We start from the raw sequence: 24,599 nt of genomic DNA, 5'->3' as shown, positions 1-24,599 counted from the left end.
CGGTCGGATAGCTTACGCGGCACAAAAGCGGACATTTCTATGTAGCTAAAAGCGGACATTACTATCTAGCCACTACAATCGTTTCTGGCGATAATGATGATTATGTAAAATACGATTCACCGGAAACCATCATGAGCCCAACGGCTTCCTTCCCGTTTTCGCAGGCTCGCTCTCGCCGACGATCTACCCACGCAGCCCGAATCTCGTCGCCGCAAGACCGACCTCAGTCGATCCGTCATCCCGCCAACGTGCAGCAGCCGCCCCGGCAACCGCCGTCGGCGGCTGCCGTCGCGAATTCGAACCGCCGCGCGTTCGCGTCGGGACAAGTCAGGACAACATCATCCCTTGCATCCGATGCGAAAAATGCGCGCGCTCGGCCGTCTCCATCAGCGACAAAAACTCGTCCTGCGTCATGTGAATCAGCGCTTCGTGATCGCCGGCCTCGAAATAGACTTCCGGTTGCTGCGCGAGACGTTCCTCGAGAAACGTCTTCATCCCGTACGCCATGCAGACCGGCGGCAACGCGCCCATGTCGCAGTCCTTGAACAGTTCGCGCAACTCGACCTCTTTCGCGAGCACGAGATGGCGTCCGGTCTTGACCCAAAGGTCCGACAGTCGAATGGCGTGCGTCGTCGGCAACACGGCGGCGACGTAACCTTCGTCGTCCTCGAGCAACACCGTTTTCGCAAGACGGTCGCCCGGAATGTGTGCGGCTGCGGCCGTCTCCATGCTCGTATGGCTGTACGGGTGATACACGACTTCGTATCGCGATGACTTCTGGCGCAGGCAATCCTGCAGGGTGGCTGACACTGGCATGGCACACCTCGTCTGGACTGAACAAACCGGCGAACGAAGTTCGCTCCGGATTCGTTCAGCATAGGTCGCATTCCGGTCGATGGAAATGGCGTCGCGCGAAGTCGGCGCGCGCACGGCCATCGTCGCGCTCCGATCCCTTTTCCGGGTCCAGCCGCCCTCTTGCCGCCCGTAAAATCGGACGTCTCGACGTGCTAGAAGAACCGCTTTCTTGCAGACAAATTGGTGTTGTAGCGCAGCAGAGAGGGCTGAACGGGAGCGCCCATGTCGGCGGATCGAGAATCAGACCGTTAGTTGCGAAGAAAGAGAAGAGCTATCGGCATGGGAGAAGCGCGTGCCGAACTCGCGGATACGAACAATCGGCTTGGCAAGACCTCCGGCGACGCGTCGGTGACCTATACTGAGCCGGCCACCGACTCATGGAGCGATCGTCATGCACTACCAGCTGATCTACGAACTCGTCGACGACTACCTGTCCCGGCGCGAACAGTACCGCGCCGAGCATCTGGCGCTCGCGCAGGCGGCGACCCAGCGCGGCGAACTCGTGCTCGCCGGCGCGCTGGCAGAGCCGGCCGATCAGGCCGTGCTCGTGTTCGAAGCCGATTCGCCGGAGATTGCGGAATCGTTTGCGCGTGCGGATCCGTATGTACAGAACGGCCTCGTCAAATCGTGGCGCGTCCGTCCGTGGCGCGTCGTGGTCGGCAAGCACGCGCCGCGCTAGCCGCGCGGCGTCACAGCCACCCTGCCCGCTTGAACCGCCACCACAACGCGAGGTCGGCGACGACCATCACGCCGATGCAGCCGTAGAAGCCGTACTTGAGGTGCAGTTCCGGCATGTTCGCGAAGTTCATCCCGTAAATGCCGGCGATCATCGTCGGAATCGCGAACAGCGCGGCGAACGAGCCGAGCCGCTTGGTGACCTCGTTCTCCGCGAGCGAAATCATCCCGAGGTTGACCTGGATCGCCGTCACGACCATCTCGCGGCGCCCTTCGATCGTCTTCACGATCCGCTGCAGATGGTCGTATACGTCGCGGAAGTAATGCTCCATCCCGCTGCAAATCTGCGGGATGCGCCCGCCGGTCAGCTTCGCGAGCGGTTCGATCAGCGGCGCGGTGTGCTGGTACAGCATCACGAGCCGTCGCTTCAGCGAGTACAGATCCTCGATGATCGCGCGCGACGATGCGGGCGTCGCCTTCGCGAAGATGCGGTCTTCGAGCGCCTCGAGCTCGTTGCCGAGCGTCTCGAGGATCGGGAAATAGCGGTCGACGACCTGATCCATCAGCGCATAGAACACGAACGCCGAGCCCTCCTGCAGCAGATGCGGCTCGCGCTCGCAGCGCTGGCGCACCGCACGGAAGTCCTGTTCGGTATGGTTGCGGATCGACAGCACGTAGTTCGGGGCGACGAACACGTTCAGCTCGCCGACCTTGAATTCGCCGTCCTCGTCGAGCTCGACCGTATGCAGCACCGCAAACAGCGAGTCGCCGTACTCCTCGATCTTCGGGCGCTGATGCCCTTTGCGGGCGTCCTCGAGCGCGAGCTCGTGCAGTCCGAATTCCTCGCCCATCAGCGCGATTTCGTCGGGCGTCGGGTCCTTCAGCGCGACCCACACGAAGCACTCGGGTTTCGACACATAGTCGCTGATGGCGTCGACGTCGATGTCGGCCAGCTTGCGGCCGTCCTGGTATGCAGCGCAGTTGATCAGCATGTTGTCCATGAGAGTGCCGTTTGCGCGTCAGTTTACCGGTTTGCCGGCCGCGCGCGGCGGCTTGCGCGGCACGCCGATATTGGTCATGATCGGGCTGCTCGCGGCGCAGCATGCTGCGCCGAGCATGTCGACGGGCGCGGCGCGAGCGCCGCCCGCCCAACCGTCAAGGAGGCAGACCCATGTGGTATTTCTCGTGGATGCTCGGCATCGGCGTGGCGCTGGGCTTCGGCATCATCAACGCGATGTGGCTCGAAGCCGAAGTGTTCTCGCGCAGCGACAGCGCGCGCAAACGTTCGGGGAGCGAGCGTCCGTGACGCACCTGGTGTTCTTCTGCGGTCACGCCGGCACCGGCAAGACCACGCTCGCGAAACGGCTCGTCGGGCCGCTGATGCGCGCGACCGGCGCCGCGTTCTGCCTGCTCGACAAGGATACGATGTACGGCCGCTACAGCTCGGCCGCGATGGGCGCGCTGACCGCCGATCCGAACGACCGCGACAGCCCGCTGTATCTGAAGCATTTGCGCGATCCCGAATACCAGGGCCTGCTCGACACCGCGCGTGAAAATCTCGCGCTCGGCATCAGCGCAATCGTCGTCGCGCCGCTGTCGCGCGAAGTGCGCAACCGACGCATCGTCGATCGCGGCTGGCTCGGGATCGCGCCCGACGTCGCGTTGACGGTCGTCTGGGTCCATACGGCGGAAGACGTCGCACGCGAGCGGATCGTCGCGCGCGGCAACCCGAACGACGCGTACAAGCTCGCGCACTGGGACGAATACCGGCAGCGCCGCTTCGTGCCGACCGGCGACGAATGCAACGGCATCGTGATGTTCGACAACACCGCGCCGACGGACGCCGACATCGACGCGCTGCTGTACCGGATCGTGCCGCCGCCGCAGGCGGCGATCGTCCCGCCGCTGCCTGCCTGAGCGGCACACCGCCCTCTTCTTCTGCGCAAAAAACGACGCCGGCAGCGCGGCTGCGCTCCCGGCGTCGGCACGGCCCTCGTGCGGCGGATGCGTCGTCAGGCGAGCGCGTGCATGCGCTCCATCGTGCCGCCGTCGTACAGCTTGCCGAAGCGGTTCGCGAGGAACGCCTTCAGCGACACTTTCTCCTGCGGGATGAAACCGCTCTGCGGCAGCTTTTTCTCGCGGAACAGATCGAGCACCGCGCACATCGCGCCGGCCGTCGTGATCTGAATCGCGCTCATGTGCATCCCGCACACGTCCTTCGCGAAGATCTTGCGCGTGAACACGTCCTGCACCAGTTGGCCATCCTTTACGCCCGTCACCGTCACGAACACGAGCACGACGTCCTGTTTCGTCGACGGCACCGCGCGGCGCATGATCGACTTCAGCGTGTCGCGGTCGCTCGACAGACGCAGATCCTCGAGCAGGAAGCGGACGAGCTCGCGATGGCCCGGATAGCGCACCGACTTGTAGTCGAGCGTTTCGACCTTGCCCGACAGCGTTTCGCACAGCGTGCCGAGGCCGCCCGACGTGTTGAACGCCTCGTATTCGGTGCCGTCGAGCGAGAAATGCTCGAGGCCCTCGAGCGGCTGTACCCATTGCTTGCGGCCGTCGCGGATCGCTTCGCACGGCTGGCAGTATTCGTTGATGAGACCGTCGACGCTCCACGTGAGGTTGTATTTCAACGCATTGGTCGGATACTCGGGCAGCGCGCCGACGCGCATCTTCACGTCGCGCACTTCGCTGAAGCCGTTCACGAGCTCGTGCGCGGCGATCCCGATGAAGCCCGGGGCAAGACCGCACTGCGGCATGAACGCGTGATCCGAGCCGTCGGCCAGTTCACGGATCGCGTGCGTCGCACGCACGTCCTCGGTGAGATCGAAGTAATGGACGCCGGCCGCCTTCGCGGCCGCCGCGACGTTCACCGCGAGGTAGTACGGCAGCGCGTTGACGAGCGCATCGCAGCCCTTCACGGCTTCGCGAATCGCGGTGGCGTCGGCCGAATCGACACGTTGCGTCGCGATGCCTTCGCGCGACAGCTTCGCGAGCGCGTCCGCATCGCGGTCGAACGCGACGACTTCGTAGTCGCCGGTTTCGCGCAGCATGTGAGCAATGGTGTGGCCGATCAGACCTGCGCCGACGATGGCGATTTTCATGCGCTTATCTCCTGATGATGGGTGGGTGTTGTACGCGTCGAACGGTGGACACAGTGTAGGGACGCCTAAAATCAGTTCCAAGACGAAGAATGATGCGAAACGACCGATAAATTCGACAAAATGACGATCGTTTTCGCCGCAACGACCAAATTTGTCGAAATTGTGCAGGCGAAGCGGCGCACCGCGACATGCGCAGCGGGCGGGCAACGCGCAGAGGCAGGTCAAAGCGCGACGGACATGCAAAACCGGCGTTGCGAGGCGCGCGACCGGCGTGTCGGAAGCGCACGAAATCGGATCGACGCGAAATCGGCGTGCTGACGAGAATGAATCGAGTGAAATGCATGCCATCCCGAGCGCGGCGAGCGCGTGAAGGGATGAGCGCATGCCTTGCCGCGCAACGGCGCGATAAACCGAAGCCGATTCAGTGACTCAGCGACGCAGTGACGAAGCGCGATCGGAATATCGACGCACGCCCCGATCGCGCGCGCGCCGCCGCTCGACGCGCGTCAGCCGCCGATCGTCCCGCGATCGATCTTGCGCGACAGGATGATCGACGTGGTCGTGCGCTCGACGCCTTCGAGCGTACCGATCTGGTCGAGCAGGTCGTTGAGCCGCTCCGGCGAATCGGCGCGCAGCCACGCGACGTAGTCGTACTCGCCGCTCACCGCGCACAGCAGTTGTACTTCGGGCATCCGGTCGAGCTTGCGCAGCACGTCCTTGCCGAACTTCGGCGTCAGGATGATGCCGACATACGCGTAGATGCTCGCATCGAGCACGTCCTGGCCGAGCCGCACGCTGTAGCCGGCGATCACGTTGGTCCGCTCGAGCCGCGCGATGCGCGCGACGATCGTCGTGCGCGCGACATCGAGCTGGCGCGCGAGATCGGCGACGCTCGCGCGCGCATTGGCTTGCAGCAGCGCGACGAGTTGCCGGTCGAGGTCGTCGAGCTGATCGAGGCGGGGTGGACGCATGAGGCGGTGTCGGCGCGCAGCGCGCCGGCGAAATGAAGGTGACGCGATGATAGCGCCGAACGCGCGTACGCCCAAACGACATCGGGCGCATCGACGACGGCCCGCGTGAACCGCCGGCGTTCGCGAAGCGTGCGGCCGGCAAGCCGCCGCGCGCCGCCCGCGCGGCGTCCGATTTCGATTCGTTTCGGATGTAAGCAAGTGTCGCATTCGCTTTCCTGTCGCGCACGACGTGCTACTAATAGCGGGCGATGCGAGCGACGTGCACGCGGCCGTTGCCGCCCCGCTCGCAGCACACCACCCGGAGAGCCAACCATGAAGAAAATCTCGCTCACCCTCGCTACGCTCGCGGTTGCAGCCAGCGCGTTCGCGCAAACGCAAACGCAGACACCGGCATCGGCCACCGCGGCGGCCGCCGCATCGGCGCCGAGCGCCGAGCAGCGCGCGGCACGCCGCGAAGCGCACATCGAGCAGCGCATCAAGTATCTGCACGACCAGTTGAAGATCACGTCGGCGCAGGAGCCGCAATGGAAGACCTTTGCCGATACGATGCGCGAGAACGGCGAAACGATGGGCCGCCTCTATCGCGCGCGGATCGAAAGCCGCAACGTGTCGGCCGTCGACGACATGAAGCAGTACGCGGAGCTCGCGCAGGCGAACGCCGACGGCGCGAAGAAACTGGCCGACGCGTTCGCGCCGCTCTACGACAGCTTCCCGGCCGAACAGAAGGCGCTGGCCGACACGACGTTCCGCAACTGGCTGCATCACGGCGGCGAACATCGCGGCAAGGGCAAGTCGGCCAGGAACAAGGACGGCAAGGCGGCAGCCGCCGACTCCGCCGCAAGCGCGCCCACCCAACCCTGACGCCCTTTGCCCTCTACCGGCGCGGGCCGTCGTCCGCGCCGCGCGTCAGCCGGCGAACGCGCGCCACACGGCGCGCTAATTTCGGGATAAGCTCGCGGCTTTTCCCGCCCTTCCCCGCCATGCTCGAACTCAAGCACATCGACCTGCGTACCGATCCGCAGGCCCGCCGCGTCGTCAAGGACGAAACCGTCACAGTTGCGTTCGCGGCCGCCGACGGCGAACTGATGAGCCTCGAAGGCCCGAACCGTTACGTCGCGGGCGACGCGCTGATCACCGGCTCGACCGGCGACCAATGGGTCGTGTCGCGCGCGCGCTTCGATGCGAAGTACGTGCCCGCCGATCCGGCGCTCGCGCACGGCGCGCCGGGCGCATACCGGAACCTGCCGTCCGTCGTGCTCGCGCGCCGGATGGACGAGCCGTTTACGATCGCGCGCTCGGAAAACGGCGACACGCTGCGCGGCGCCGCCGGCGACTGGGTGATGCAGTATGCGCCGGGCGACTACGGCGTCGTGCAGGCGCAGCGCTTCGCGCAGGTCTATCGCGACGCATGAAACGCGCGCGCCGGCATGACGCCGGCGTAGCCGCTCGCGGTCACGCGAAGTCGTCGTCGAGCTCGAGTTCCGCTTCGCGCTCGATCGCCTCGCCGGCCGCGTGCCGCTCTTCGAGCGAACCGAGCATCGCCTCCGTATACGCATGCAGCACCGCATGGCTGCGCGCGCGCTGCATCGGCTTGAGCGCCAGATAACGCGCGAGCGCGGCCGGCGCGATGCGCACGTCGAGCGTCATCCGCTTCGGCGTCGCACCGAAACGCATCGCGAGCCACTGCACCGACAGGAAGCGTCCGCGCGCATCGCTGTGTTCGACGAAGCGCGTCTGCTCCGGAAAGAGATCGCAGATCACGCGGGCGAGCGCATCGAATTCGGCGCTCGGGCATTCGATCAGATAGTCGTCCATCGCACTCCTCCGGTCAGGCCGCCGCGCGCGACGGCCGGCACGTCTTCGCGAGCACGGCGACCAGGACCGCGGCCAGCACGACGTACACGGCCTCGACCGCGCCGGCCGGCAGCACACGCAACTGGTACAGCAACGCTGGCACCGCGGCCAGCGCATGCAGCACGATCGCGACCGGCAGCACGCGCGCACGCCCGGCGCGTACGCCGCGCCACATCAGTACCGACAACGCGAGCTGCACAGCGAACGCCGCGCAGCGTTCGATCAGCAGCAGCACGATCGACGGCACCGACAGCGTCGCGAGCATCACGTGCAGCCGCACGACGGTGTCGCCGGGCAGGCCGGCGAGCTGCGCTTCGAGCTGGCCGCGGGTCGACAGCCACGCGAGATACGACCACTGGCCCCATACGAGCACGCCGACGAACCACGCTTCGGCGCCGCCGTGCCCGATCCCGTAGCCGATCGCGCGGCCGTCGCCGGCCGACGCGCCGTAGCGGCGATTCAGAAAACGCATCCCGAGATAGCGGCCGACTTCCTCGAATACGGCGGTCGCGAGCGCGCTGTACGCGACGAACGCGAGCGGCTGCGTGAGCCAGCCGCCGGCCGGCGTGCGGCTCAGCACGAGGCCGTGGAATGCGCGTTCGACGATCATCGCGAACAGCGTGAAGACGGCGACGCCGACGATCGTGTCGCGGCGGTCGAGCACAAGCGGCTTGCGCAGGTAACGGCAGACAACGAGCGGCAGCAGCGCGATGATCAGCGTGGCGGCGATCAGTACCGCCAGCGTGACGGGGGCGACGATCATGTATTTCCTTGTTCGGCCGCGGCGCACCGGCGCGCCGCGTGCCCCGCATGATACTCAGCTTGCGGTCGACGCGCGCGCGATCAGTTCGCCGGGCAGCATCGCGACGCGCGCGTCGCCGGCGTCGCCGTCGATCCGCTCGTGCACGAACTCGACGGCCTTGTAGCCGATTTCGTAGGTCGGCTGGCGGATCGTCGTGATGCCGATCAGCTCGGCCCACTCCGGATCGTCGATCGACAGCAGCGCGGCCTTCGCCTGCCATTGCGCGCCGAAACGCGCGCGCAGATGGCGCGCGATCGCGAGCGCGACCGGCGCGTTCGCCGCGAACAGCGCCGCGCGTACGCCGCGCCGCGCGGCGTCGTCGATACGCGCGTCGACGTCGGCGAGCGCGGCCGCAAGCGCGTCGGGCGCGTTCAGGTCGAGCACGATCGTCGCGGGCACCGGCAGCCCGCGCGCGGCGAGCGCCGCGCGAAACGCGGCTTCGCGCAGCCGCCGCGAGCTCACGTGCTCGAACGGCTGCACGACGAAGTGGATCGCATCGAAGCCGCGCTCGATCAGGTGCGCGAGCGCCGTTTCGATCGCGTCCGCGTTGTCGAGACCGATCAGGTCGGCTTCGAAGCCCTCGACCGTGCGGTCGACGAGCACGGCCGGAATCCCGCCGCCGCGCAGCGGGCGCAGCACGTCCTCTTCGGCGCCGAGCGCGTTGACGATCAGCCCTTCGACGCGATAGGTCGTGAGCAGCTGCAGGAAGCGGCGCTCCATCTCGACTTCGTTCGCGGCGTGGCAGATCAGCGGCATGTAGCCGAGCGCGTGGCACGCAGCCTCGACGCCCTGCAGCACTTCGACGGTATACGGATTGGTGAGGTCGGCCGCCAGCATCCCGAGCAGCCGGTTGCGGCCGCGCTTGAGCCCGCGCGCCATCTGGTTCGGCCGATAGTTGAGCCGCGCGATCGCGGCCTCGATCCGCTGACGCAGATCGGCGGACAGCACGTGCGTCTCGCCGTTCAGATAGCGCGACACGCTGGTCTTGCCGGTGCCGGCCTCGCGCGCGACGTCGCTGATCGTCGCCGGACGCGGCGTGGAAGGTTGCGAATCGGTCACTGTCGTGCCTCGCGACGTACGATCCGCGCCGCATCCGCAGCGGACGGATCTTTGTTGTTGGATACGAAAGCCATCCGGCGGACTCCCCTTTCGGTCGGCGCTGGCGCGTCGGCGCCCGCCCCGGTTATCTGCAGCGGCAGTCGGCCGCGCCGGACCCGGCCCGGAGGATGCGCGCCGTCGGACGCCGCCGGCAACGTTGCCGAATCGCCGATGCGACGAGCCGGCGATCATAACGCAGCCTGCGGTCCGGTACCAAGACCGCCGACTCTAACGGCGACGGCCGACCGCCGCTCCGAGCGCGCGCCGCGCTGCGCCGCCCTGTGCCACCTCGGCCGCGCGCGTCACCCGCGCGCGAGCGCGTCGGGATTGACGACGTTCGTGCGCAGCGTGCCGGCCAGCGCGCCGACCAGGTTTTCCGCCGCGCAGCGCGCCATCGCGTGCCGCGTTTCGTGCGTCGCCGAGCCGATATGCGGCAACGCGACGACGTTGCTCATCTGCAGCAGCGGCGAATCCGCCGACAACGGCTCGTGCTCGAACACGTCGAGCCCGGCGCCGCGGATCGTGCCCGCGCGCAGTGCGTCGATCAGCGCGGCTTCGTCGACGACGGGCCCGCGCGACGCGTTGATCAGGATCGCGCCGCGCTTCATCTTCGCGAATTCGGCTGCGCCGACCAGATGGCGCGTCTGAGGCGACAGCGGCACCTGCAGGCACACGAAATCGGATTGCGCGAGCAGTTCGTCGAGCGTCACGCGCCGTGCGCCGTACAGCGTCTCGGCCTCCGGATGCGCGGAGCGGTTCGCGTACAGCACCTGCATCCGGAAGCCGAGCGCCGCGCGGCGCGCCACCGCGCCGCCGATCCGCCCGAGCCCGACGATGCCGAGCGTCTTGCCCTGCACGTCGGTGCCGTACAGCTCGGGGCCGATGCTGCGATGCCAGCGGCCGGCCTTCACCCATTCGGCCAGTTCGACCACGCGCCGCGCGGACGCGAGGATCAGCGAGAACACCGTATCGGCGGTCGACTCGGTCAGCACGTCCGGCGTATGCGCGAGCACGATGCCGCGGCGCGTCAGATCGGCGACGTCGAAATTGTCGTAGCCGACCGAGATGGTCGACCACGCCTTCAGCCGCGGCGCGCAGTCGAGCATCTGCGCGGTCACCTTCAGGCTCGCGCCGATCGCGCCGTCGGCGTCGCCGAGCGCCGCGACGAGCGCATCGGCGCCGTCGGCCTGCACGACTTCCGCGTGCTCGCGCAGGTACGCGAGCACGTCATCGGGCAGCGGCTTGTACGCGACGATACGAGGCTTCATCGTTTCATTTTCCTTGCAGCGGCGCGGACAGCGGATGCGCTTCGCGCGCCTGGGGTTTGACGGACAGCGTGAGGATCACGGCGGCGACCAGCGCCGCGCTCATGAACGCGTACGACGCGAGCGGCGAGCCGGTCGCGCCGTTCAGATAGCCGACGAAATACGAGCCGACGAACGAGCCGAGCGCGCCCATGCTGTTGATCAGCGCCATCGCGCCGCCCGCGACGTTCTTCGGCAGCAGTTCCGGCACGATCGCGAAGAACGGGCCGTAAGGCGCATACATCGCGGCGCCCGCGATCACGAGCAGCGTGTACGAGATCCAGAAATGCGACGAACCGAGCGCATACGATGCCGCGAACGCGGCCGCGCCGACCAGCAGGAACGGCCACACGAAGCCGCGGCGCGAGCCGGCCTTGTCGGACGCCCACGACGCGACGAGCATCGCGATCGTCGCCGCGAGATACGGCAGCGCGGACAGCCAGCCGGTCGCGACCATCCCGAGCTCGGAGCCGTTCTTCACGATCGACGGCAGCCACAGCACGAAGCCGTACACGCCGATGCTCCAGCAGAAATACTGCGCGCACAGCTTGATCACCGCCGGCGAGCGGAACGCCTCGCCGTAGTTGCGCACCGGCTTGATCGCCGCCTGCTCGGCCGCGAGCACGGTGTCGAGGTCGCGTTTTTCCTGCGCGGTCAGCCACGGCGAGTCGGCCGGCTTGTCCTGCACCAGGAACCACCAGCATACGGCCCACAGGATCGCCGGCACGCCTTCCGCGATGAACATGTGGCGCCAGCCGAACTCGTGCACGAGATAGCCGGACACGACCGACATCCACAGCACGGTCACGGGGTTGCCGAGAATCAGGAACGTGTTCGCGCGCGACCGCTCGCTCTTCGTGAACCAGTTGCTGATGTAGATCAGCATCGCCGGCATCACCGCCGCCTCGACGACGCCGAGCACGAAGCGGATCGCCATCAGCGACGGAATGTTGCTGACGACGCCGGTCAGCGCCGCGCACGCGCCCCACAGCACGAGGCTGACGAACACGAGCTTCTTCACGCTGCGGCGCTCCGCGTAGATCGCGCCCGGAATCTGGAAGAAGAAGTAGCCGAGAAAGAACAGCGCACCGATCAGCGACGACAGCCCTTTGCTGATGCCGAGATCCTGGTTGATGCCCGCCGCCGCCGCGAACCCGTAGTTCGCGCGGTCGAGATAGGCAAGGCTGTACGTGATGAAGACGATCGGCATGATCGTCCACCAGCGTCGGATTGCGAGATTGGCTGCCATCACAATGTCTCCTTGTGTCGACCGGCGGTCGCGCGTTCGCGCGCTCCGGTCCCGTCCTTCGGGGAATCGACGGGCACCGGCGCGTCGGCGCCGGTCCCGGTCGGTACAACGTCGTGCATCGCGCACGACATGGGTCCGCGCATTGTGCCGTGTCCGGCATCTCATTGCGCGGTGACGGTTTCCTCGACGCAATCGGCACGATTGCCGACAGTCTCGAGCCGGTCGAGCGCCGCGCGCGTCGGCAGCCCTTCCGAGTCGCCGATCACCTGGATCGCGAGCGCGCCGATCCGGTTGCCGCGCGCGACCGCGTGCTCGACCGGCTTGCCTTCGAGCAGCGCGCTGACGACGCCGACCGCGAAGCCGTCGCCGGCGCCGACGGTGTCGACCACGTTCGCGACGCGCTCGCCGGCCACCGTGCCTTCGCGGCCGTCGGCGGTCCGGTAGTACGCGCCTTCGGCGCCGAGCTTGATCACGACGCCGCGTGCGCCCTGCTCGAGATAGAAGCGCGCAATGTCGGCCGGCGTGTCGCGGCCGGTCAGTTGCCGCCCTTCGGCGAGCCCCGGCAGCACCCAGTCGGCGAGCGCCGCGAGTGCGTTCAGCGTGTTCGCCATCGCATCGGCCGACGGCCACAGCGTCGGGCGCAGGTTCGGGTCGAACGAAATCGTCTTGCCCGCCGCGCGCATCTCGCGCGCGAGATGGAACGCGAGTTCGCACGACGTCGCCGAAATCGCCGGCGCGACGCCGGTCAGATGCAGATGGCGCGCGCCGAGCACGTAGTCGGCCACGTAGTCGTCGCGCGACAGGTGGCTCGCGGCGGAGCCCTTGCGGAAGTATTCGACGGTCGGATCGCTGCCGTCGTCGTTGCGCGACTTCAGCTGGAAGCCGGTCGGGTAGCGCGGGTCGACGCTCACGCACGATGCGTCGATCCCCTCGCGCGCGAGCGTGTCGAGCACGTAGCGGCCGAACGAATCGTTGCCGACGCGGCTCATCCAGCCGACGCGGAACCCGAGCCGCGACAGGCCGATCGCGACGTTCAGGTCCGCGCCCGCGATCCGCTTCGTGAATTGCGTCGCGTGCGCGAGCGCGCCGGGTTCGGCCGCGACGAACATCGCCATCGCCTCGCCGTAGGTCACGACATCCAGTGCTGCTTTCATCGATGAACTCCTTCTGATCCTGCTGCCGTGCGCGCCGTCATGCGGCCGCGAGCCACGCGACGCGCCGGCACGCGTCGCCCGCGAGATCGGCCACGTCGAACGGAAATTCGATTCCGCGCGGCACGTCCGGCGGCAGCGCAGCGAGCACGGCGCTCACGTGCGCGTCGTCCGGCCTGGGCGCCGCCGCGAAGCGGCGCGCGCCGTCGCCTTCGACGGCCTTGCAATGAATGTATTCGACGTGCGGCGCCAGCACGCGTGCGCAGTCGAGCGGCGCTTCGCCCGGCCACTGCCAGTTGCCGATGTCGAACGTCATCCCGAACGCGTCGGGCGTGTCCGATGCGGCCAGCGCGTCGAACAGCCCGCGGAACTGCGCGAGCGCGCCGCCGACCGGCAGCTGACCGTTTTCGACCACCACGCGGGCTCGCGCATCGCGCGACAGCGCAACGATGTCGGCAATGTGCGCGTCGCCGGAAAAACCGCCGAGCTGGAATTTCACGAAGCGCGCGCCGAGCGCATCGGCTTCGGCGAGCGCGGCACGCAACGCGTCGGCGTCCAGCGCGCCGGTGTCCGTGTACAGCGTCGCCGGCGTCGAATAGACCGACCACAGCCCGTGTCCGGTCAGCAGCGCGCCGAGTGCGGTCAGTGCGCCGGGCGACGCGTCGTCGTCCGACGCGAACAGTTCGCGCCGCACCTCGAAGCCGGCCGCGCCGGCCGCCGCCGCGGTCGCGACGAATGCGCTGTGGCCCTCCTGGCGCACGCGGTCGATCCCGAATGCGCTTGCCACGATCACGATGTCTGCCATTTTGCCCTTTATCAACGATATGGAACCGGTTCCATTTGCTTGAGACGGATGGTGCGCTTCGCTTCCCGACGATGCCATAGAGGAAATCCCTAGGCCCGAACGAGCAGCGAATGCGCGCCGCACGGCGCGCATCGCGCGTTCCCGCCGGCGTCGCCTGCTCAGCCGGCGTGCTGCGCGAGGCTCAGTTCGAGAAACTGCGCGGCGACGCGCGACGGCGCGGCGCCGTGCGGCACGAGGATCGAGAAATGACGCGTGAGCGGCACCGGCGCGAGCGAGCGCGGCACGAGCGCCGCATCGTCGTGACGCAGCGACATCGCCGATACGAAACCGACGCCCATCCCGGCGCGCACGGCCTCCTTCACCGCCTCGACGCCGGCGATCTCGAACGCGACGCGCATCGGCGCGCCGCCGTGCGCGAATGCGCGCTCGACGAGCTGCCGTACGGCCGAGCCGGCCTCGCGCAGCACGAGCGGATGCGCGGCCAGCGCGTCGAGCGTGACGCCGGATGCGTATTCGGCCGCGCCGAGCGGGTGCCCGGTCGGCACGATCGCGACGATCTCGTCCTCGTGCCATGCATGCACGGCGGTACCGGGCGGCAGCGCGTCGCCGGGCGGCCCTTCGATCATCGCGATGTCGAGCGACGGCAGCGCGGCGACCACGTCCGACGTGTTGCCGCTCATCGTCTGGATCGCCACGCGCGGCGCGCGCGGCTGGAACGCCGCGATCAGGTACGGCAGCAGATAGCTCGCCGGCGTCGTGCTCGCGCCGATCCGCAGCGTGCCGGCCTCGAGGCCGCGCACCGCGTCGCGAAACGCGCGCGCCTGCGCGAACGTGTCGCGCTGCGCGTTCGCGTATTGGGCGAGCTGCTCGCCGACGGGCGTGAGGCGGATCCCGCGCCCGTCGCGCTGATACAGCGGCTCGCCGAATTCGTCCTGCAGCAGCCGCAGCTGTCCGGACACGGCCGGCTGCGACAGATGCAGCGCGACGGCGGCGCGGCTGATGTTCAGGTGCTCGGCGACGGCCGCAAAAGTTATCAGTTGTTCCGGGGTCATGGGCATGAATTATCGGATTCCCGGATAGTTTATGTCACAAATCACAATTTTTCATATCGATATAACGAAACTAGGATTACGGCATCGCAACACGTTTCGTCACGGTGCCCCATGTCCACTGTTCCGTCCCGTCTGCCCCACGCCGCGCCGTCGATGCGCGGCCAGTTGAACGGCGTGCTGTTCGTCGCATTGTTCGCCGCCGCCGTCACGAGCCTGTCGCAGTTGCCGGCGATCGCCGGGCTCGGTCTGTCGCCGCTGATCGTCGGCATCGTCGCGGGCGCGCTGTACGGCAACGCGCTGCGCGACGGGATGCCGGCGAGCTGGGCGGCCGGCGTGAATTTCTCCGCGCGCAAGTTGCTGCGCATCGCGGTCGCGTTCTTCGGGCTGCGCGTGAGCCTGCAGGAAATCGCGCAGGTCGGGCTGCCGGGCCTCGCGGTGTCGGTGCTCGTCGTGGTGAGTACGCTCGCGATCGGCACCTGGGTCGGGATGAAGCTGATGAAGCTCGATCGCGACGCGGCGCTGCTGACCGCCGCGGGCAGCGCGATCTGCGGCGCGGCCGCCGTGCTCGCGTTCGAGTCGACGCTGCAGTCGAAGCCGCATCAGAGTGCGATGGCGGTGGGCAGCGTCGTGCTGTTCGGCACGCTGTCGATGTTCTTGTACCCGCTCGCGTATCACGCCGGGCTGCTGAATCTCGACCCGGCCGGCTTGGGCCTGTTCTTCGGCGGCACGATTCACGAGGTCGCGCAGGTGGTCGGCGCGGCAAGCGACATCAGCCCGGAAGTCGTGCACGTCGCGACGATCGTCAAGATGACGCGCGTGATGCTGCTCGTGCCGGTGCTGCTCGTGCTCGGCTGGTGGCTCGCCCGGTCCGCGCGCTCGGCGCACGCGGCGGCCGGCGGCGCACACCACGCGCACAAGGTCGCGGTCCCGTGGTTCGCACTCGGTTTTCTCGGCTTCGTGATCGTCAATTCGCTGAACGTGCTGCCCGGCAACGTCACGCACACGCTGAACGCGCTCGATACCTTCGCGCTGACGATGGCGATGACCGCGCTCGGCATCGAGACGCGCGTGTCGCAGATTCGCGAGGCCGGCCCCCGCGCGCTGACGACCGGCCTGATCCTGTACGTGTGGCTGATCGCCGGCGGTTATGCGATCACGTGGGCCGTGGAGCGCTGGCTTGGCTGAACCGCACGCCCGCCCCTCATCGCACGCCGCGCCCGACGGGAAGGTCCCGCGGGCGCGGCGCAGTGCTATCCTTCGCGTCGTTTTCCATCGCCCCCTCTCGGCCGTGCTCTCGTTCCTGCTGAAGCTGCGTACGCGCGCTCAAACGCTGTTCCGCCTGTCGGACGCCCATACGATGCTGATCTGGTCGGCGATCGTCGGCGTCGGCGGCGCGTTCGCGACCATCGCGTTCCGGGAAGGCATCGATCTGATGCAGTACGCGATCGCCGGGCACAGCGGCAGCTTCGTCCAGATGGCGCGCGGGCTGCCGTGGTACGTGCGCTTCTGGCTGCCGGCCGCCGGCGGCTTTCTCGCCGGCTGCGTGCTGCTGTTCGCGATGCGCGGCAACCGCGCGTCGGGCAACACCGACTACATGGAGGCCGTCGCGCTCGGCGACGGCATCGTGCCGGTCCGGCAAAGCCTGTGGCGCAGCGTGTCGTCGCTGCTGACGATCGGCAGCGGCGGCTCGATCGGCCGCGAAGGTCCGATGGTGCAGCTCGCGGCGCTCGCCGCCTCGCTCGTCGGCCGCTTCGTGCACTTCGATCCGCCGCGGCTGCGGCTGCTCGTCGCGTGCGGCGCCGCAGCCGGCATCACGTCCGCGTACAACGCGCCGATCGCCGGCGCGTTCTTCGTGTCGGAAATCGTGCTCGGCACGATCGCGATGGAAAGCTTCGGGCCGATGGTCGTCGCGTCGGTCGTCGCGAACATCGTGATGCGCGAGTTCGCCGGCTATCGGCCGCCGTACGAGATGCCGGTGTTCCCGGCCGTCACCGGCGCGGAGGTGCTGCCGTTCGTCGTGCTCGGCGCGCTGTGCGGCGTGCTCGCGCCGCAGTTCCTGCATCTGCTCGACGCGTCGAAGCGCCAGTTCAAGCGCTTGCCGGTGCCGCTGCCGGTGCGGCTCGCGCTCGGCGGCCTCGTCGTCGGCGTGATCTCGGTGTGGATTCCCGACGTATGGGGCAACGGCTACAGCGTCGTGAACCACATCCTGCATTCGCCGTGGACCTGGCACGCGCTCGTCGCCGTGCTCGTGTTCAAGGTGATCGCGACCGCCGCGACTGCGGGCTCCGGCGCGATCGGCGGCGTGTTCACGCCGACGCTGTTCGTCGGCGCGGTATTCGGCTCGCTGTTCGGGCTCGGGATGCAGGCGCTGTGGCCCGGCCACACGTCCGCGTACTTCGCGTACGCGATCGTCGGGATGGGCGCGTTCATGGCCGGCGCGACGCAGGCGCCGCTGATGGCGATCCTGATGATCTTCGAGATGACGCTCAGCTATCAGGTCGTGCTGCCGCTGCTGGTGTCGTGCGTGGTCGCCTATTTCGCCGCGCGCGCGACGGGCACGACGTCGATGTACGAGATCACGCTGCGTCACCATCAGGACGCGCAGGAGCGGCTGCGGCTGCGCACCACGCAGATGCGCGAGCTGATCCAGCCTGCGCAGACGGTCGTGCCGCTCACCGCGAGCGTCGCCGACATGACCCGCGTGTTTCTCGAATATCCGGTCAAGTATCTGTACGTCACCGACGACGCCGGCCGCTTTCGCGGCGCGGTCGCGCTGAAGGACATCACGTCCGACCTGCTCGATCGGCGCGACACGTCGGACAAGACCGCCGCGCACTACGCGCACACGCCGTTTCCGCTGCTCACGCCCGACATGCCGCTCGCCACGGCGCTCGAGCGCTTCATGGCGTTCCAGGGCGAGCGGCTGCCGGTGATCGAAAGCGAAGCGGAGCCGACGCTCGCGGGCGTCGTCTACAAGACGTCGCTGCTCGACGCGTATCGGCGGATGACCGGCGAACGCTGACGCAGCGACCGGGCCGCGCTCAGTCCGGCGCGCGCCCGAGCACGACGCGCGCGAAGAACCCGGCGAGCACGGCTTCGGCCGCATTGGCCGACACGTGCTGCGGATCGGCCGTGTGATACGACTGCACGCCGTCGCACAGGCACATCAGCCCGAACGCGAGCGTTTCGGCCGGCAGCAGCAGCGGCGTGCCGGCACGCTCGGCGAAGCGCTCGATGAACTCCGCCATCTGCATGCGCTTGCCGTGCAGAAACTGGTTGAAGCGGACGCGGAACTTCGCGTCGCGCGCTGCCTGCAGCTTCGCCTCGCCCCACAGCAGCGAGTATTCGTCGTCGCGAAAGAGCGTGCTGTAGTACGCGAGCGCGGTCGATTCCATCTGCTCGCGCGGCCCGCCTTCTTCGAAGATCGCCTCGAAATCGGCCCGCACCGACGCGTGGTCGCGCTCGAGCAGTTCCAGCAGCAGCTCCGACTTGCTGCGGAAATTCGAATAGAACGCGCCGCGCGTATAGCCGGCCGCCGCCGCGATGTCCTCGACGCTCGCCGCGACATAGCCCTTCTTCAGAAAAATCCTGTGCGCGGCATTCAGCAGACGTTCGCGCGTCTGGTCCCTGCTCTGCTCGCGAGTTAAGCGCTGTGTTTTCATGCCGCGCAGTCTAGCACCGTTCTCCTTTCGGATTCATCTTTGCATTCGGATACAGGTGTGTATTAGAATTCGCCACAGTTTCCGAACGGTCTCGTTCGTCTGTCCGTGCGCACCGCTGTCCGCGCCACTCGGGGCAAGCGCCGCTGCGCTTGCCGGCCTCGTTCCGCTCACCTCACCTGGGGGTTTCGTGAATCGCTCCGGTTCCCGCGCCGCGCTGCTGATCGGCGTCGCGCTCGTCGTCGCTGCCTGCCATCCGAAAGAATCCGCGCCGCCCGCGCCGCGGCCCGTCGTCGCGCTGCCCGCGCGCGCCGACGGCGCGGCCGCCGTGCGTACGCTGCCCGGCGAAATCCAGCCGCGCTACGCGACGCCGCTGTCGTTCCGCATCGCGGGCAAGATCGTCGAGCGCAAGGTGCGGCTCGGCGATACGGTGAAGGCCGGCCAGGTCGTCGCGCTGCTCGATCCGTCCGACGTCGAAAGGAACGCGGCGAGCGCGCAGGCGCAGCTCGATGCGGCCGCGCATCGCCTCGCGTTCGCGAAGCAGCAGCTCGACCGCGATCGCGCGCAGGCGCGGGAGAACCTGATCGCGACCGCGCAGCTCGAGCAGACGGAAGACAGCTACGCGTCCGCGCTCGCGCAGCGCGACCAGGCGCAGCAGCAGCTCGCGCTGGCCCGCAACCAGCTGCGCTATGCGACGCTCGTCGCCGATCATGCGGGCTACATCACCGCCGAACAGGCCGACACCGGCCAGAACGTGTCGGCCGGGCAGCCCGTCTACCAGCTCGCGTGGGCCGGCGACGTCGACGTCGTCAGCGACGTGCCCGAGGCCGCGCTCGCGTCGCTCGCGCCCGGTCGCGCCGCCACGGTCACGCTGCCGTCGCTGCCGGGCCGCCAGTTCGCGGCGAAGGTGCGCGAAGTCGCGCCGGCCGCCGATCCGCAAAGCCGCACGTACCGCGTAAAGCTCGCGCTCGCCGCGCCCGACCCGGCGATCCGCCTCGGGATGACCGCGAACGTCGCGTTCGACGGCGCGCCGGCCGACGGCGGCGCGCAGCCGATCACGCTGCCCGCGACCGCGCTGTTCCACGACGGCCCGCATCCGGCCGTGTGGGTCGTGCGCACGAAGGACGACACGCTCGAGCTGCGCCGCGTCGACGTCGCGCGCTTCAACGAGCGTACCGTGACCGTGTCGCACGGGCTGCAGCCCGGCGAGCGCGTGGTGCTGCAAGGCGTGCATACGGTCAGCGCCGGCGAGAAGGTCCGCCCGATCGCGCCGCTGCATCCGGAGGACTTCGCGTCATGAGTGCGTCCCGCGAAGAAAGCCGCTTCAACCTGTCCGCGTGGGCGCTGCGCCACCAGGCGCTGGTCGTCTATCTGATCGCGCTCGCGACGCTCGCGGGCATCCTCGCGTACACGCGCCTCGCGCAGTCCGAAGACCCGCCGTTCACGTTCCGCGTGATGGTGATCCGCACGCTGTGGCCCGGCGCGACCGCGCGGCAGGTGCAGGAGCAGGTGACCGACCGGATCGGCCGCAAGCTGCAGGAAACGCCGGCGATCGATTTCCTGCGCAGCTATTCGCGCCCCGGCGAATCGCTGATCTTCTTCACGATGAAGGATTCCGCGCCGGTCAAGGACGTGCCGGAGACCTGGTACCAGATCCGCAAGAAGGTCGGCGACATCGGCTACACGCTGCCGCCGGGCGTCCAGGGCCCGTTCTTCAACGACGAATTCGGCGACGTCTACACCAACATCTGGACGCTCGAGGGCGATGGCTTCACGCCCGCGCAGCTGCACGACTACGCGGACCAGCTGCGCACCGTGCTGCTGCGCGTGCCGGGCGTCGGCAAGGTCGACTATTTCGGCGACCCCGGCCAGCGGATCTTCATCGAGGCCGACAACGCGCAGCTCACGCGCCTCGGCATTTCGCCGCAGCAGCTCGCGCAGGCGATCAACGCGCAGAACGACGTATCGTCCGGCGGCGTGCTGACGACGGCCGACGATCGCGTATACGTGCGGCCGAGCGGCCAGTTCGACAACGTCGCCGCGATCGCCGACACGCTGATCCGCATCAACGGCCGCACGTTCCGGCTCGGCGATCTCGCGACGGTGAAGCGCGGCTACGACGATCCACAAGTCACGCAGATGCGCGCGATCGGCGCGGACGGCCGCGGCAAGGCCGTGCTCGGCATCGGCGTGACGATGCAGCCCGGCGGCGACGTGATCCGGCTCGGCAAGGCGCTCGATGCCGAATCGAAGGAGTTGCAGGCGCAACTGCCGGCCGGGCTGAAGCTGACAGAAGTGTCGAGCATGCCGCACGCCGTGTCGCATTCGGTCGACGACTTCCTCGAAGCGGTCGCCGAAGCGGTCGCGATCGTGCTGATCGTGAGCCTCGTGTCGCTCGGCCTGCGCACCGGCATGGTCGTCGTGATCTCGATCCCGGTTGTGCTCGCGGTGACGGCGCTGTTCATGTACCTGTTCGACATCGGGCTGCACAAGGTGTCGCTCGGCACGCTGGTGCTCGCGCTCGGGCTGCTCGTCGACGACGCGATCATCGCGGTCGAGATGATGGCCGTGAAGCTCGAACAGGGCTACAGCCGCGCGCGCGCCGCCGCGTTCGCGTACACCAGCACCGCGTTCCCGATGCTGACCGGCACGCTCGTCACGGTGTCGGGCTTTCTGCCGATCGCGCTCGCGAAGTCGAGCACCGGCGAATACACGCGCTCGATCTTCGAGGTGTCGGCGATCGCGCTGATCGCGTCGTGGTTCGCGGCGGTCGTGCTGATTCCGCTGCTCGGCTATCACCTGCTGCCGGAGCGCAAGAAGCACGCGCACGAAGCGCACCTGCCGGACGATCACGAGCACGACATTTACGACACGCGCTTCTACCGGCGGCTGCGCGGCTGGATCGACTGGTGCATCGAGCGGCGCTTCGTCGTGCTGCTGATCACGGTCGTGCTGTTCGTCGTCGCGATGATGGGCTTCTCGCTCGTACCGCAGCAGTTCTTCCCGAGCTCCGATCGCCCCGAGCTGCTGGTCGACCTGCGGCTGCCCGAAGGCGCGTCGTTCGCGGCGACGCTGCGCGAGACCGAGCGCGTCGAGAAGGCGCTCGACAAGCGGCCGGAGATCGACCACGTGGTGAGCTTCGTCGGCAGCGGCGCGCCGCGCTTCTATCTGCCGCTCGACCAGCAGCTGCAGTTGCCGAACTTCGCGCAGTTCGTGATCACCGCGAAGTCGGTGAAGGACCGCGAGCAGCTCGCGACGTGGCTCGAAACCACGCTGCGCGACCGGTTTCCGGCCGTGCGCTGGCGGCTGTCGCGGCTGGAAAACGGGCCGCCGGTCGGCTATCCGGTGCAGTTCCGCGTGAGCGGCGACGACATCGCGACGGTCCGCTCGATCGCCGAGAAGGTCGCGGCGACGATGCGCGGCGACGCGCGCACCGTGAACGTCCAGTTCGACTGGGACGAGCCGGCCGAGCGCTCGGTGCGCTTCGAGATCGACCAGAAGAAGGCGCGCGAGCTGAACGTCACGTCGCAGGACGTGTCGGGCTTCCTCGCGATGACGCTGTCCGGCACGACCGTCACGCAGTACCGCGAACGCGACAAGCTGATCGCGGTCGACCTGCGTGCGCCGCAGGCCGATCGCGTCGATCCGGCGAAGCTCGCGGGCCTCGCGATGCCGACGCCGAACGGCCCCGTGCCGCTCGGCTCGCTCGGCAGCTTCACGCCGGCGCTCGAATACGGCGTCGTCTGGGAGCGCGACCGCCAGCCGACGATCACCGTGCAGTCCGACGTGCGTGCGGGCGCGCAGGGCATCGACGTCACGCACGCGATCGACGGCAAGCTCGATGCGTTGCGCGCGCAACTGCCGGTCGGCTATCAGATCAACATCGGCGGGTCGGTCGAGGAAAGCGCGAAGGCGCAGACGTCGATCAACGCACAGATGCCGCTGATGGCGATCGCGGTGTTCACGCTGCTGATGATCCAGCTGCAGAGCTTCTCGCGCGTGCTGATGGTCGTGCTGACCGCGCCGCTCGGGCTGATCGGCGTCGTCGGCACGCTGCTGCTGTTCGGCCAGCCGTTCGGCTTCGTCGCGATGCTCGGCGTGATCGCGATGTTCGGGATCATCATGCGCAACTCGGTGATCCTCGTCGACCAGATCGAACAGGACATCGCAGCGGGCCACGGGCGCTTCGACGCGATCGTCGGCGCGACCGTGCGGCGCTTCCGGCCGATCACGCTGACCGCCGCGGCCGCCGTGCTCGCGCTGATTCCGCTGCTGCGCTCGAACTTCTTCGGGCCGATGGCGACCGCGCTGATGGGCGGCATCACCAGTGCGACCGTCCTGACGCTGTTCTACCTGCCCGCGCTGTACGCGACGTGGTTCCGCGTGAAGCGCGACGAGCGCGATCCGCACGACGGCGACACGCCGCCCGCCGCGCCGTCGGGAGCCTGACCATGGAATTGTCGATGAAGCTGAAAACCCGTACGCTGCGCACGCTCGCCGCGGCGAGCGTCGCCGCGCCGCTGGCCGGCTGCGCATGGTTCGCGCCGAGCGGCGAGCCGCCCGCACTGCCGTCGCCCGCGCATTACGGCGCCGCACCGCAGCTCGAGCAGACCGTTGCCGCGCACGGCGTCGCGCAACGATTCGAGGTCGGCGCGCAGCCGGTGCCCGACTGGTGGAAACAGTACCGTTCCGATGCGCTGAACGCGCTCGTCGACGAAGGGTTGCGCAACAGCCCGACGCTCGCGGCGGCCGCGCATTCGCTGGACGCCGCGCGCGAGCAGCTGCGTGCGCAGATCGGCAGCTCGCTGCTGCCGTCGATCGACGCGGGCGGCCAGGCGACGCGGCAGCGCGCGCTCGGCGTGCCGATTCCGGCGCTCGGCGCGCCGACGCTGCTGTACGACACGTTCGTCGGGCAGCTGCAGGCGAGCTACACGGTCGACCTGTTCGGCGCCGCGCGCTTCGCGAATCGCGCGCTCGGAAAACGCGTCGACGTCAGCGCGTTCCAGCTCGAATCCGCGCGCCGCGCGCTCGCCGCGAACATCGTGACCGCGTCGATCACGGTGTCGGTGCTCAACGCGCAGATCGACACGACCGAGCGGCTCGTCGCGCTCGCGAACGACCAGGCGCGCGATGCCGAACGCCGCCACGCGCTCGGCGCGGCGTCGCGCAGCGACGCGCTGAACGCGCGGCAAAGCGCCGACACGTTCGCCGCGAGCCTGCCCGCGCTGCGCCAGCAGCGCGACTCCGCGCGCCACGCGCTCGCGGTGCTGATCGGCCGCACGCCGGACCGGCCGCCGGCCGATCTCGCACTCGCCGATCTGCATCTGCCCGAGCAGGTGCCTGTCGTCGTGCCGTCCGATCTGCTGCAAAGCCGCCCCGACATCCAGGCGGCCGATGCGGGGCTGAAAGCGGCCGCAGCCGAAGTCGGCGTCGCGACCGCGCAGCTGTTCCCGCAGCTGTCGCTGTCCGCCGCGATGGGCAAAGGCGGATTCAGCTGGCCGACGATGCTGTCGGGCGCCGGCGCGATCTGGAACGTCGGCGCGTCGCTGAGCCAGCCGATCTTCCACGGCGGCGCGCTGCTCGCGCAGCGCCGCGCGGCGAAGGCGAGCTACGAAGCCGCGGTCGACCAGTACCGGCAGACGGTGCTCGCCGCGTTCCAGAACGTCGCCGACTCGCTCGCCGCGCTCGAGCACGATGCCGAAGCGCTCGACGCGTCGTCGCGGGCGGCGCTGGCCGCGCGCGGCGCGTACGACGACGCGGCCGCACGCGTGCGGCTCGGCGCGCTGCCGCCGTCCGCGGCGCGCGCGAGCGAGCTGCAGTACCGGAATGCGCGGCTCGACGAAATCCGCGCGACCGGCGCGCGGCTCGCGGACACCGCGCGGCTCTATCAGGCGATGGGCACGCCGTCGCTCGACAAGGCCGGCAACGACGCCGGCAGCCCGCAAGCCCGCGCCGCCGCGAACGGCGTCGCTGCGTCCGCGCGATGACGCGGGCTTGCGTCGGGCGCACGC

The 24,599-nt window shown here is 68.5% G+C and carries 23 protein-coding genes; 10 read left to right on the top strand and 13 right to left on the bottom strand.

The features are described 5' to 3' along the window. Window positions 1-327: 327 nt before the first annotated feature. Window positions 328-816: an aminoacyl-tRNA deacylase gene (locus tag BUB20358_RS08745; RefSeq protein WP_006764287.1), complete on the bottom strand. Its 489-nt coding sequence runs from the start codon at window positions 814-816 to the stop codon at window positions 328-330. A gap of 430 nt (window positions 817-1,246) precedes the next feature. Between BUB20358_RS08745 and BUB20358_RS08740 the strand changes: the two genes are divergently transcribed. Beyond that, window positions 1,247-1,534 (top strand): YciI-like protein, encoded by a 288-nt coding sequence (locus tag BUB20358_RS08740; RefSeq protein WP_006764286.1) that lies wholly within the window; start codon window positions 1,247-1,249, stop codon window positions 1,532-1,534. A gap of 10 nt (window positions 1,535-1,544) precedes the next feature. On the opposite strand, the gene corA is transcribed toward BUB20358_RS08740, so the two are convergent. After that, window positions 1,545-2,522 (bottom strand): magnesium/cobalt transporter CorA, encoded by a 978-nt coding sequence (gene corA / locus BUB20358_RS08735; RefSeq protein WP_006764284.1) that lies wholly within the window; start codon window positions 2,520-2,522, stop codon window positions 1,545-1,547. A 179-nt stretch (window positions 2,523-2,701) separates the two neighbouring features. On the opposite strand from corA, the gene cydX reads away from it, so the two are divergent. After that, window positions 2,702-2,836 (top strand): cytochrome bd-I oxidase subunit CydX, encoded by a 135-nt coding sequence (gene cydX / locus BUB20358_RS08730; protein WP_035972344.1) that lies wholly within the window; start codon window positions 2,702-2,704, stop codon window positions 2,834-2,836. Continuing rightward, the gene (locus BUB20358_RS08725; RefSeq protein WP_035972342.1) at window positions 2,833-3,447 is read left to right on the top strand and encodes a P-loop nucleotide/nucleoside kinase family protein; all 615 of its coding nucleotides are present in this window, start codon (window positions 2,833-2,835) and stop codon (window positions 3,445-3,447) included. The genes cydX and BUB20358_RS08725 overlap by 4 nt, the downstream gene beginning before the upstream one ends. 95 nt (window positions 3,448-3,542) lie before the next feature. On the opposite strand, the gene BUB20358_RS08720 is transcribed toward BUB20358_RS08725, so the two are convergent. Together BUB20358_RS08720 and BUB20358_RS08715 are read right to left on the bottom strand one after the other, a co-directional pair. Continuing rightward, window positions 3,543-4,643 (bottom strand): saccharopine dehydrogenase family protein, encoded by a 1,101-nt coding sequence (locus BUB20358_RS08720; protein ID WP_035972340.1) that lies wholly within the window; start codon window positions 4,641-4,643, stop codon window positions 3,543-3,545. Window positions 4,644-5,149: 506 nt separating this feature from the next. Then, the gene (locus tag BUB20358_RS08715) at window positions 5,150-5,614 is read right to left on the bottom strand and encodes an Lrp/AsnC family transcriptional regulator (RefSeq protein WP_035972336.1); all 465 of its coding nucleotides are present in this window, start codon (window positions 5,612-5,614) and stop codon (window positions 5,150-5,152) included. 312 nt (window positions 5,615-5,926) lie between these two features. Between BUB20358_RS08715 and BUB20358_RS08710 the strand changes: the two genes are divergently transcribed. Both BUB20358_RS08710 and BUB20358_RS08705 read left to right on the top strand, forming a co-directional pair. Beyond that, window positions 5,927-6,475, top strand: coding sequence for a Spy/CpxP family protein refolding chaperone (locus tag BUB20358_RS08710; protein WP_035972334.1), 549 nt, complete (start codon window positions 5,927-5,929; stop codon window positions 6,473-6,475). Window positions 6,476-6,594: 119 nt separating this feature from the next. Then, window positions 6,595-7,026 (top strand): PGDYG domain-containing protein, encoded by a 432-nt coding sequence (locus tag BUB20358_RS08705; RefSeq protein WP_006764280.1) that lies wholly within the window; start codon window positions 6,595-6,597, stop codon window positions 7,024-7,026. A gap of 40 nt (window positions 7,027-7,066) precedes the next feature. On the opposite strand, the gene BUB20358_RS08700 is transcribed toward BUB20358_RS08705, so the two are convergent. From BUB20358_RS08700 to BUB20358_RS08665, 8 genes are all read right to left on the bottom strand, one after another. Next, window positions 7,067-7,429, bottom strand: coding sequence for a DUF3022 domain-containing protein (locus tag BUB20358_RS08700; RefSeq protein ID WP_006764279.1), 363 nt, complete (start codon window positions 7,427-7,429; stop codon window positions 7,067-7,069). Window positions 7,430-7,442: 13 nt separating this feature from the next. Then, on the bottom strand, window positions 7,443-8,231 hold the full coding sequence (locus BUB20358_RS08695; RefSeq protein WP_035972332.1) for a YhfC family intramembrane metalloprotease: 789 nt from the start codon (window positions 8,229-8,231) through the stop codon (window positions 7,443-7,445). A gap of 54 nt (window positions 8,232-8,285) precedes the next feature. Continuing rightward, on the bottom strand, window positions 8,286-9,329 hold the full coding sequence (locus BUB20358_RS08690; protein ID WP_006764277.1) for a LacI family DNA-binding transcriptional regulator: 1,044 nt from the start codon (window positions 9,327-9,329) through the stop codon (window positions 8,286-8,288). 341 nt (window positions 9,330-9,670) lie between these two features. Next, the gene (locus BUB20358_RS08685; protein WP_006764276.1) at window positions 9,671-10,636 is read right to left on the bottom strand and encodes a 2-hydroxyacid dehydrogenase; all 966 of its coding nucleotides are present in this window, start codon (window positions 10,634-10,636) and stop codon (window positions 9,671-9,673) included. Window positions 10,637-10,640: 4 nt separating this feature from the next. Continuing rightward, the gene (locus BUB20358_RS08680) at window positions 10,641-11,921 is read right to left on the bottom strand and encodes an MFS transporter (protein ID WP_006764275.1); all 1,281 of its coding nucleotides are present in this window, start codon (window positions 11,919-11,921) and stop codon (window positions 10,641-10,643) included. Between the two features lie 161 nt (window positions 11,922-12,082). After that, window positions 12,083-13,075 (bottom strand): sugar kinase, encoded by a 993-nt coding sequence (locus tag BUB20358_RS08675; protein WP_006764274.1) that lies wholly within the window; start codon window positions 13,073-13,075, stop codon window positions 12,083-12,085. 37 nt (window positions 13,076-13,112) lie between these two features. After that, window positions 13,113-13,877 carry a TIM barrel protein gene (locus BUB20358_RS08670; RefSeq protein WP_035972331.1) on the bottom strand — a complete coding sequence of 255 codons (765 nt, stop codon included), beginning with the start codon at window positions 13,875-13,877 and terminating at the stop codon, window positions 13,113-13,115. A 158-nt stretch (window positions 13,878-14,035) separates the two neighbouring features. Beyond that, a complete protein-coding gene (locus BUB20358_RS08665; RefSeq protein WP_006764272.1) occupies window positions 14,036-14,929 on the bottom strand; it encodes a LysR family transcriptional regulator in 894 nt (297 codons plus the stop codon). Window positions 14,930-15,040: 111 nt separating this feature from the next. Between BUB20358_RS08665 and BUB20358_RS08660 the strand changes: the two genes are divergently transcribed. Both BUB20358_RS08660 and BUB20358_RS08655 read left to right on the top strand, forming a co-directional pair. After that, on the top strand, window positions 15,041-16,114 hold the full coding sequence (locus tag BUB20358_RS08660; protein WP_006764271.1) for a YeiH family protein: 1,074 nt from the start codon (window positions 15,041-15,043) through the stop codon (window positions 16,112-16,114). Window positions 16,115-16,217: 103 nt separating this feature from the next. Then, window positions 16,218-17,951 carry a ClcB-like voltage-gated chloride channel protein gene (locus tag BUB20358_RS08655; protein WP_035972330.1) on the top strand — a complete coding sequence of 578 codons (1,734 nt, stop codon included), beginning with the start codon at window positions 16,218-16,220 and terminating at the stop codon, window positions 17,949-17,951. Between the two features lie 19 nt (window positions 17,952-17,970). Here the strand turns inward: BUB20358_RS08655 and BUB20358_RS08650 are convergent, their stop codons facing one another. After that, entirely contained in the window at window positions 17,971-18,591 is a 621-nt protein-coding gene (locus BUB20358_RS08650; RefSeq protein WP_006764269.1) for a TetR/AcrR family transcriptional regulator, read from the bottom strand. A gap of 187 nt (window positions 18,592-18,778) precedes the next feature. On the opposite strand from BUB20358_RS08650, the gene BUB20358_RS08645 reads away from it, so the two are divergent. Genes BUB20358_RS08645 through BUB20358_RS08635 form a run of 3 tightly spaced genes read left to right on the top strand, consistent with a single transcriptional unit; the run spans window position 18,779 to window position 24,575 of the window. Then, the gene (locus BUB20358_RS08645) at window positions 18,779-19,888 is read left to right on the top strand and encodes an efflux RND transporter periplasmic adaptor subunit (RefSeq protein WP_035972328.1); all 1,110 of its coding nucleotides are present in this window, start codon (window positions 18,779-18,781) and stop codon (window positions 19,886-19,888) included. Then, a complete protein-coding gene (locus BUB20358_RS08640; RefSeq protein ID WP_006764268.1) occupies window positions 19,885-23,037 on the top strand; it encodes an efflux RND transporter permease subunit in 3,153 nt (1,050 codons plus the stop codon). The genes BUB20358_RS08645 and BUB20358_RS08640 overlap by 4 nt, the downstream gene beginning before the upstream one ends. Window positions 23,038-23,039: 2 nt before the next feature. Then, entirely contained in the window at window positions 23,040-24,575 is a 1,536-nt protein-coding gene (locus tag BUB20358_RS08635; RefSeq protein WP_035972327.1) for an efflux transporter outer membrane subunit, read from the top strand. Window positions 24,576-24,599: the final 24 nt, after the last annotated feature.

Source organism: Burkholderia dolosa, from assembly GCF_902499135.1.
In the GTDB taxonomy this organism is placed as follows: Bacteria; Pseudomonadota; Gammaproteobacteria; order Burkholderiales; family Burkholderiaceae; genus Burkholderia; species Burkholderia dolosa.
The sequence above is the reverse complement of the archived record's forward strand: the minus strand, read 5'-3'. Positions and strand labels throughout refer to the sequence as shown.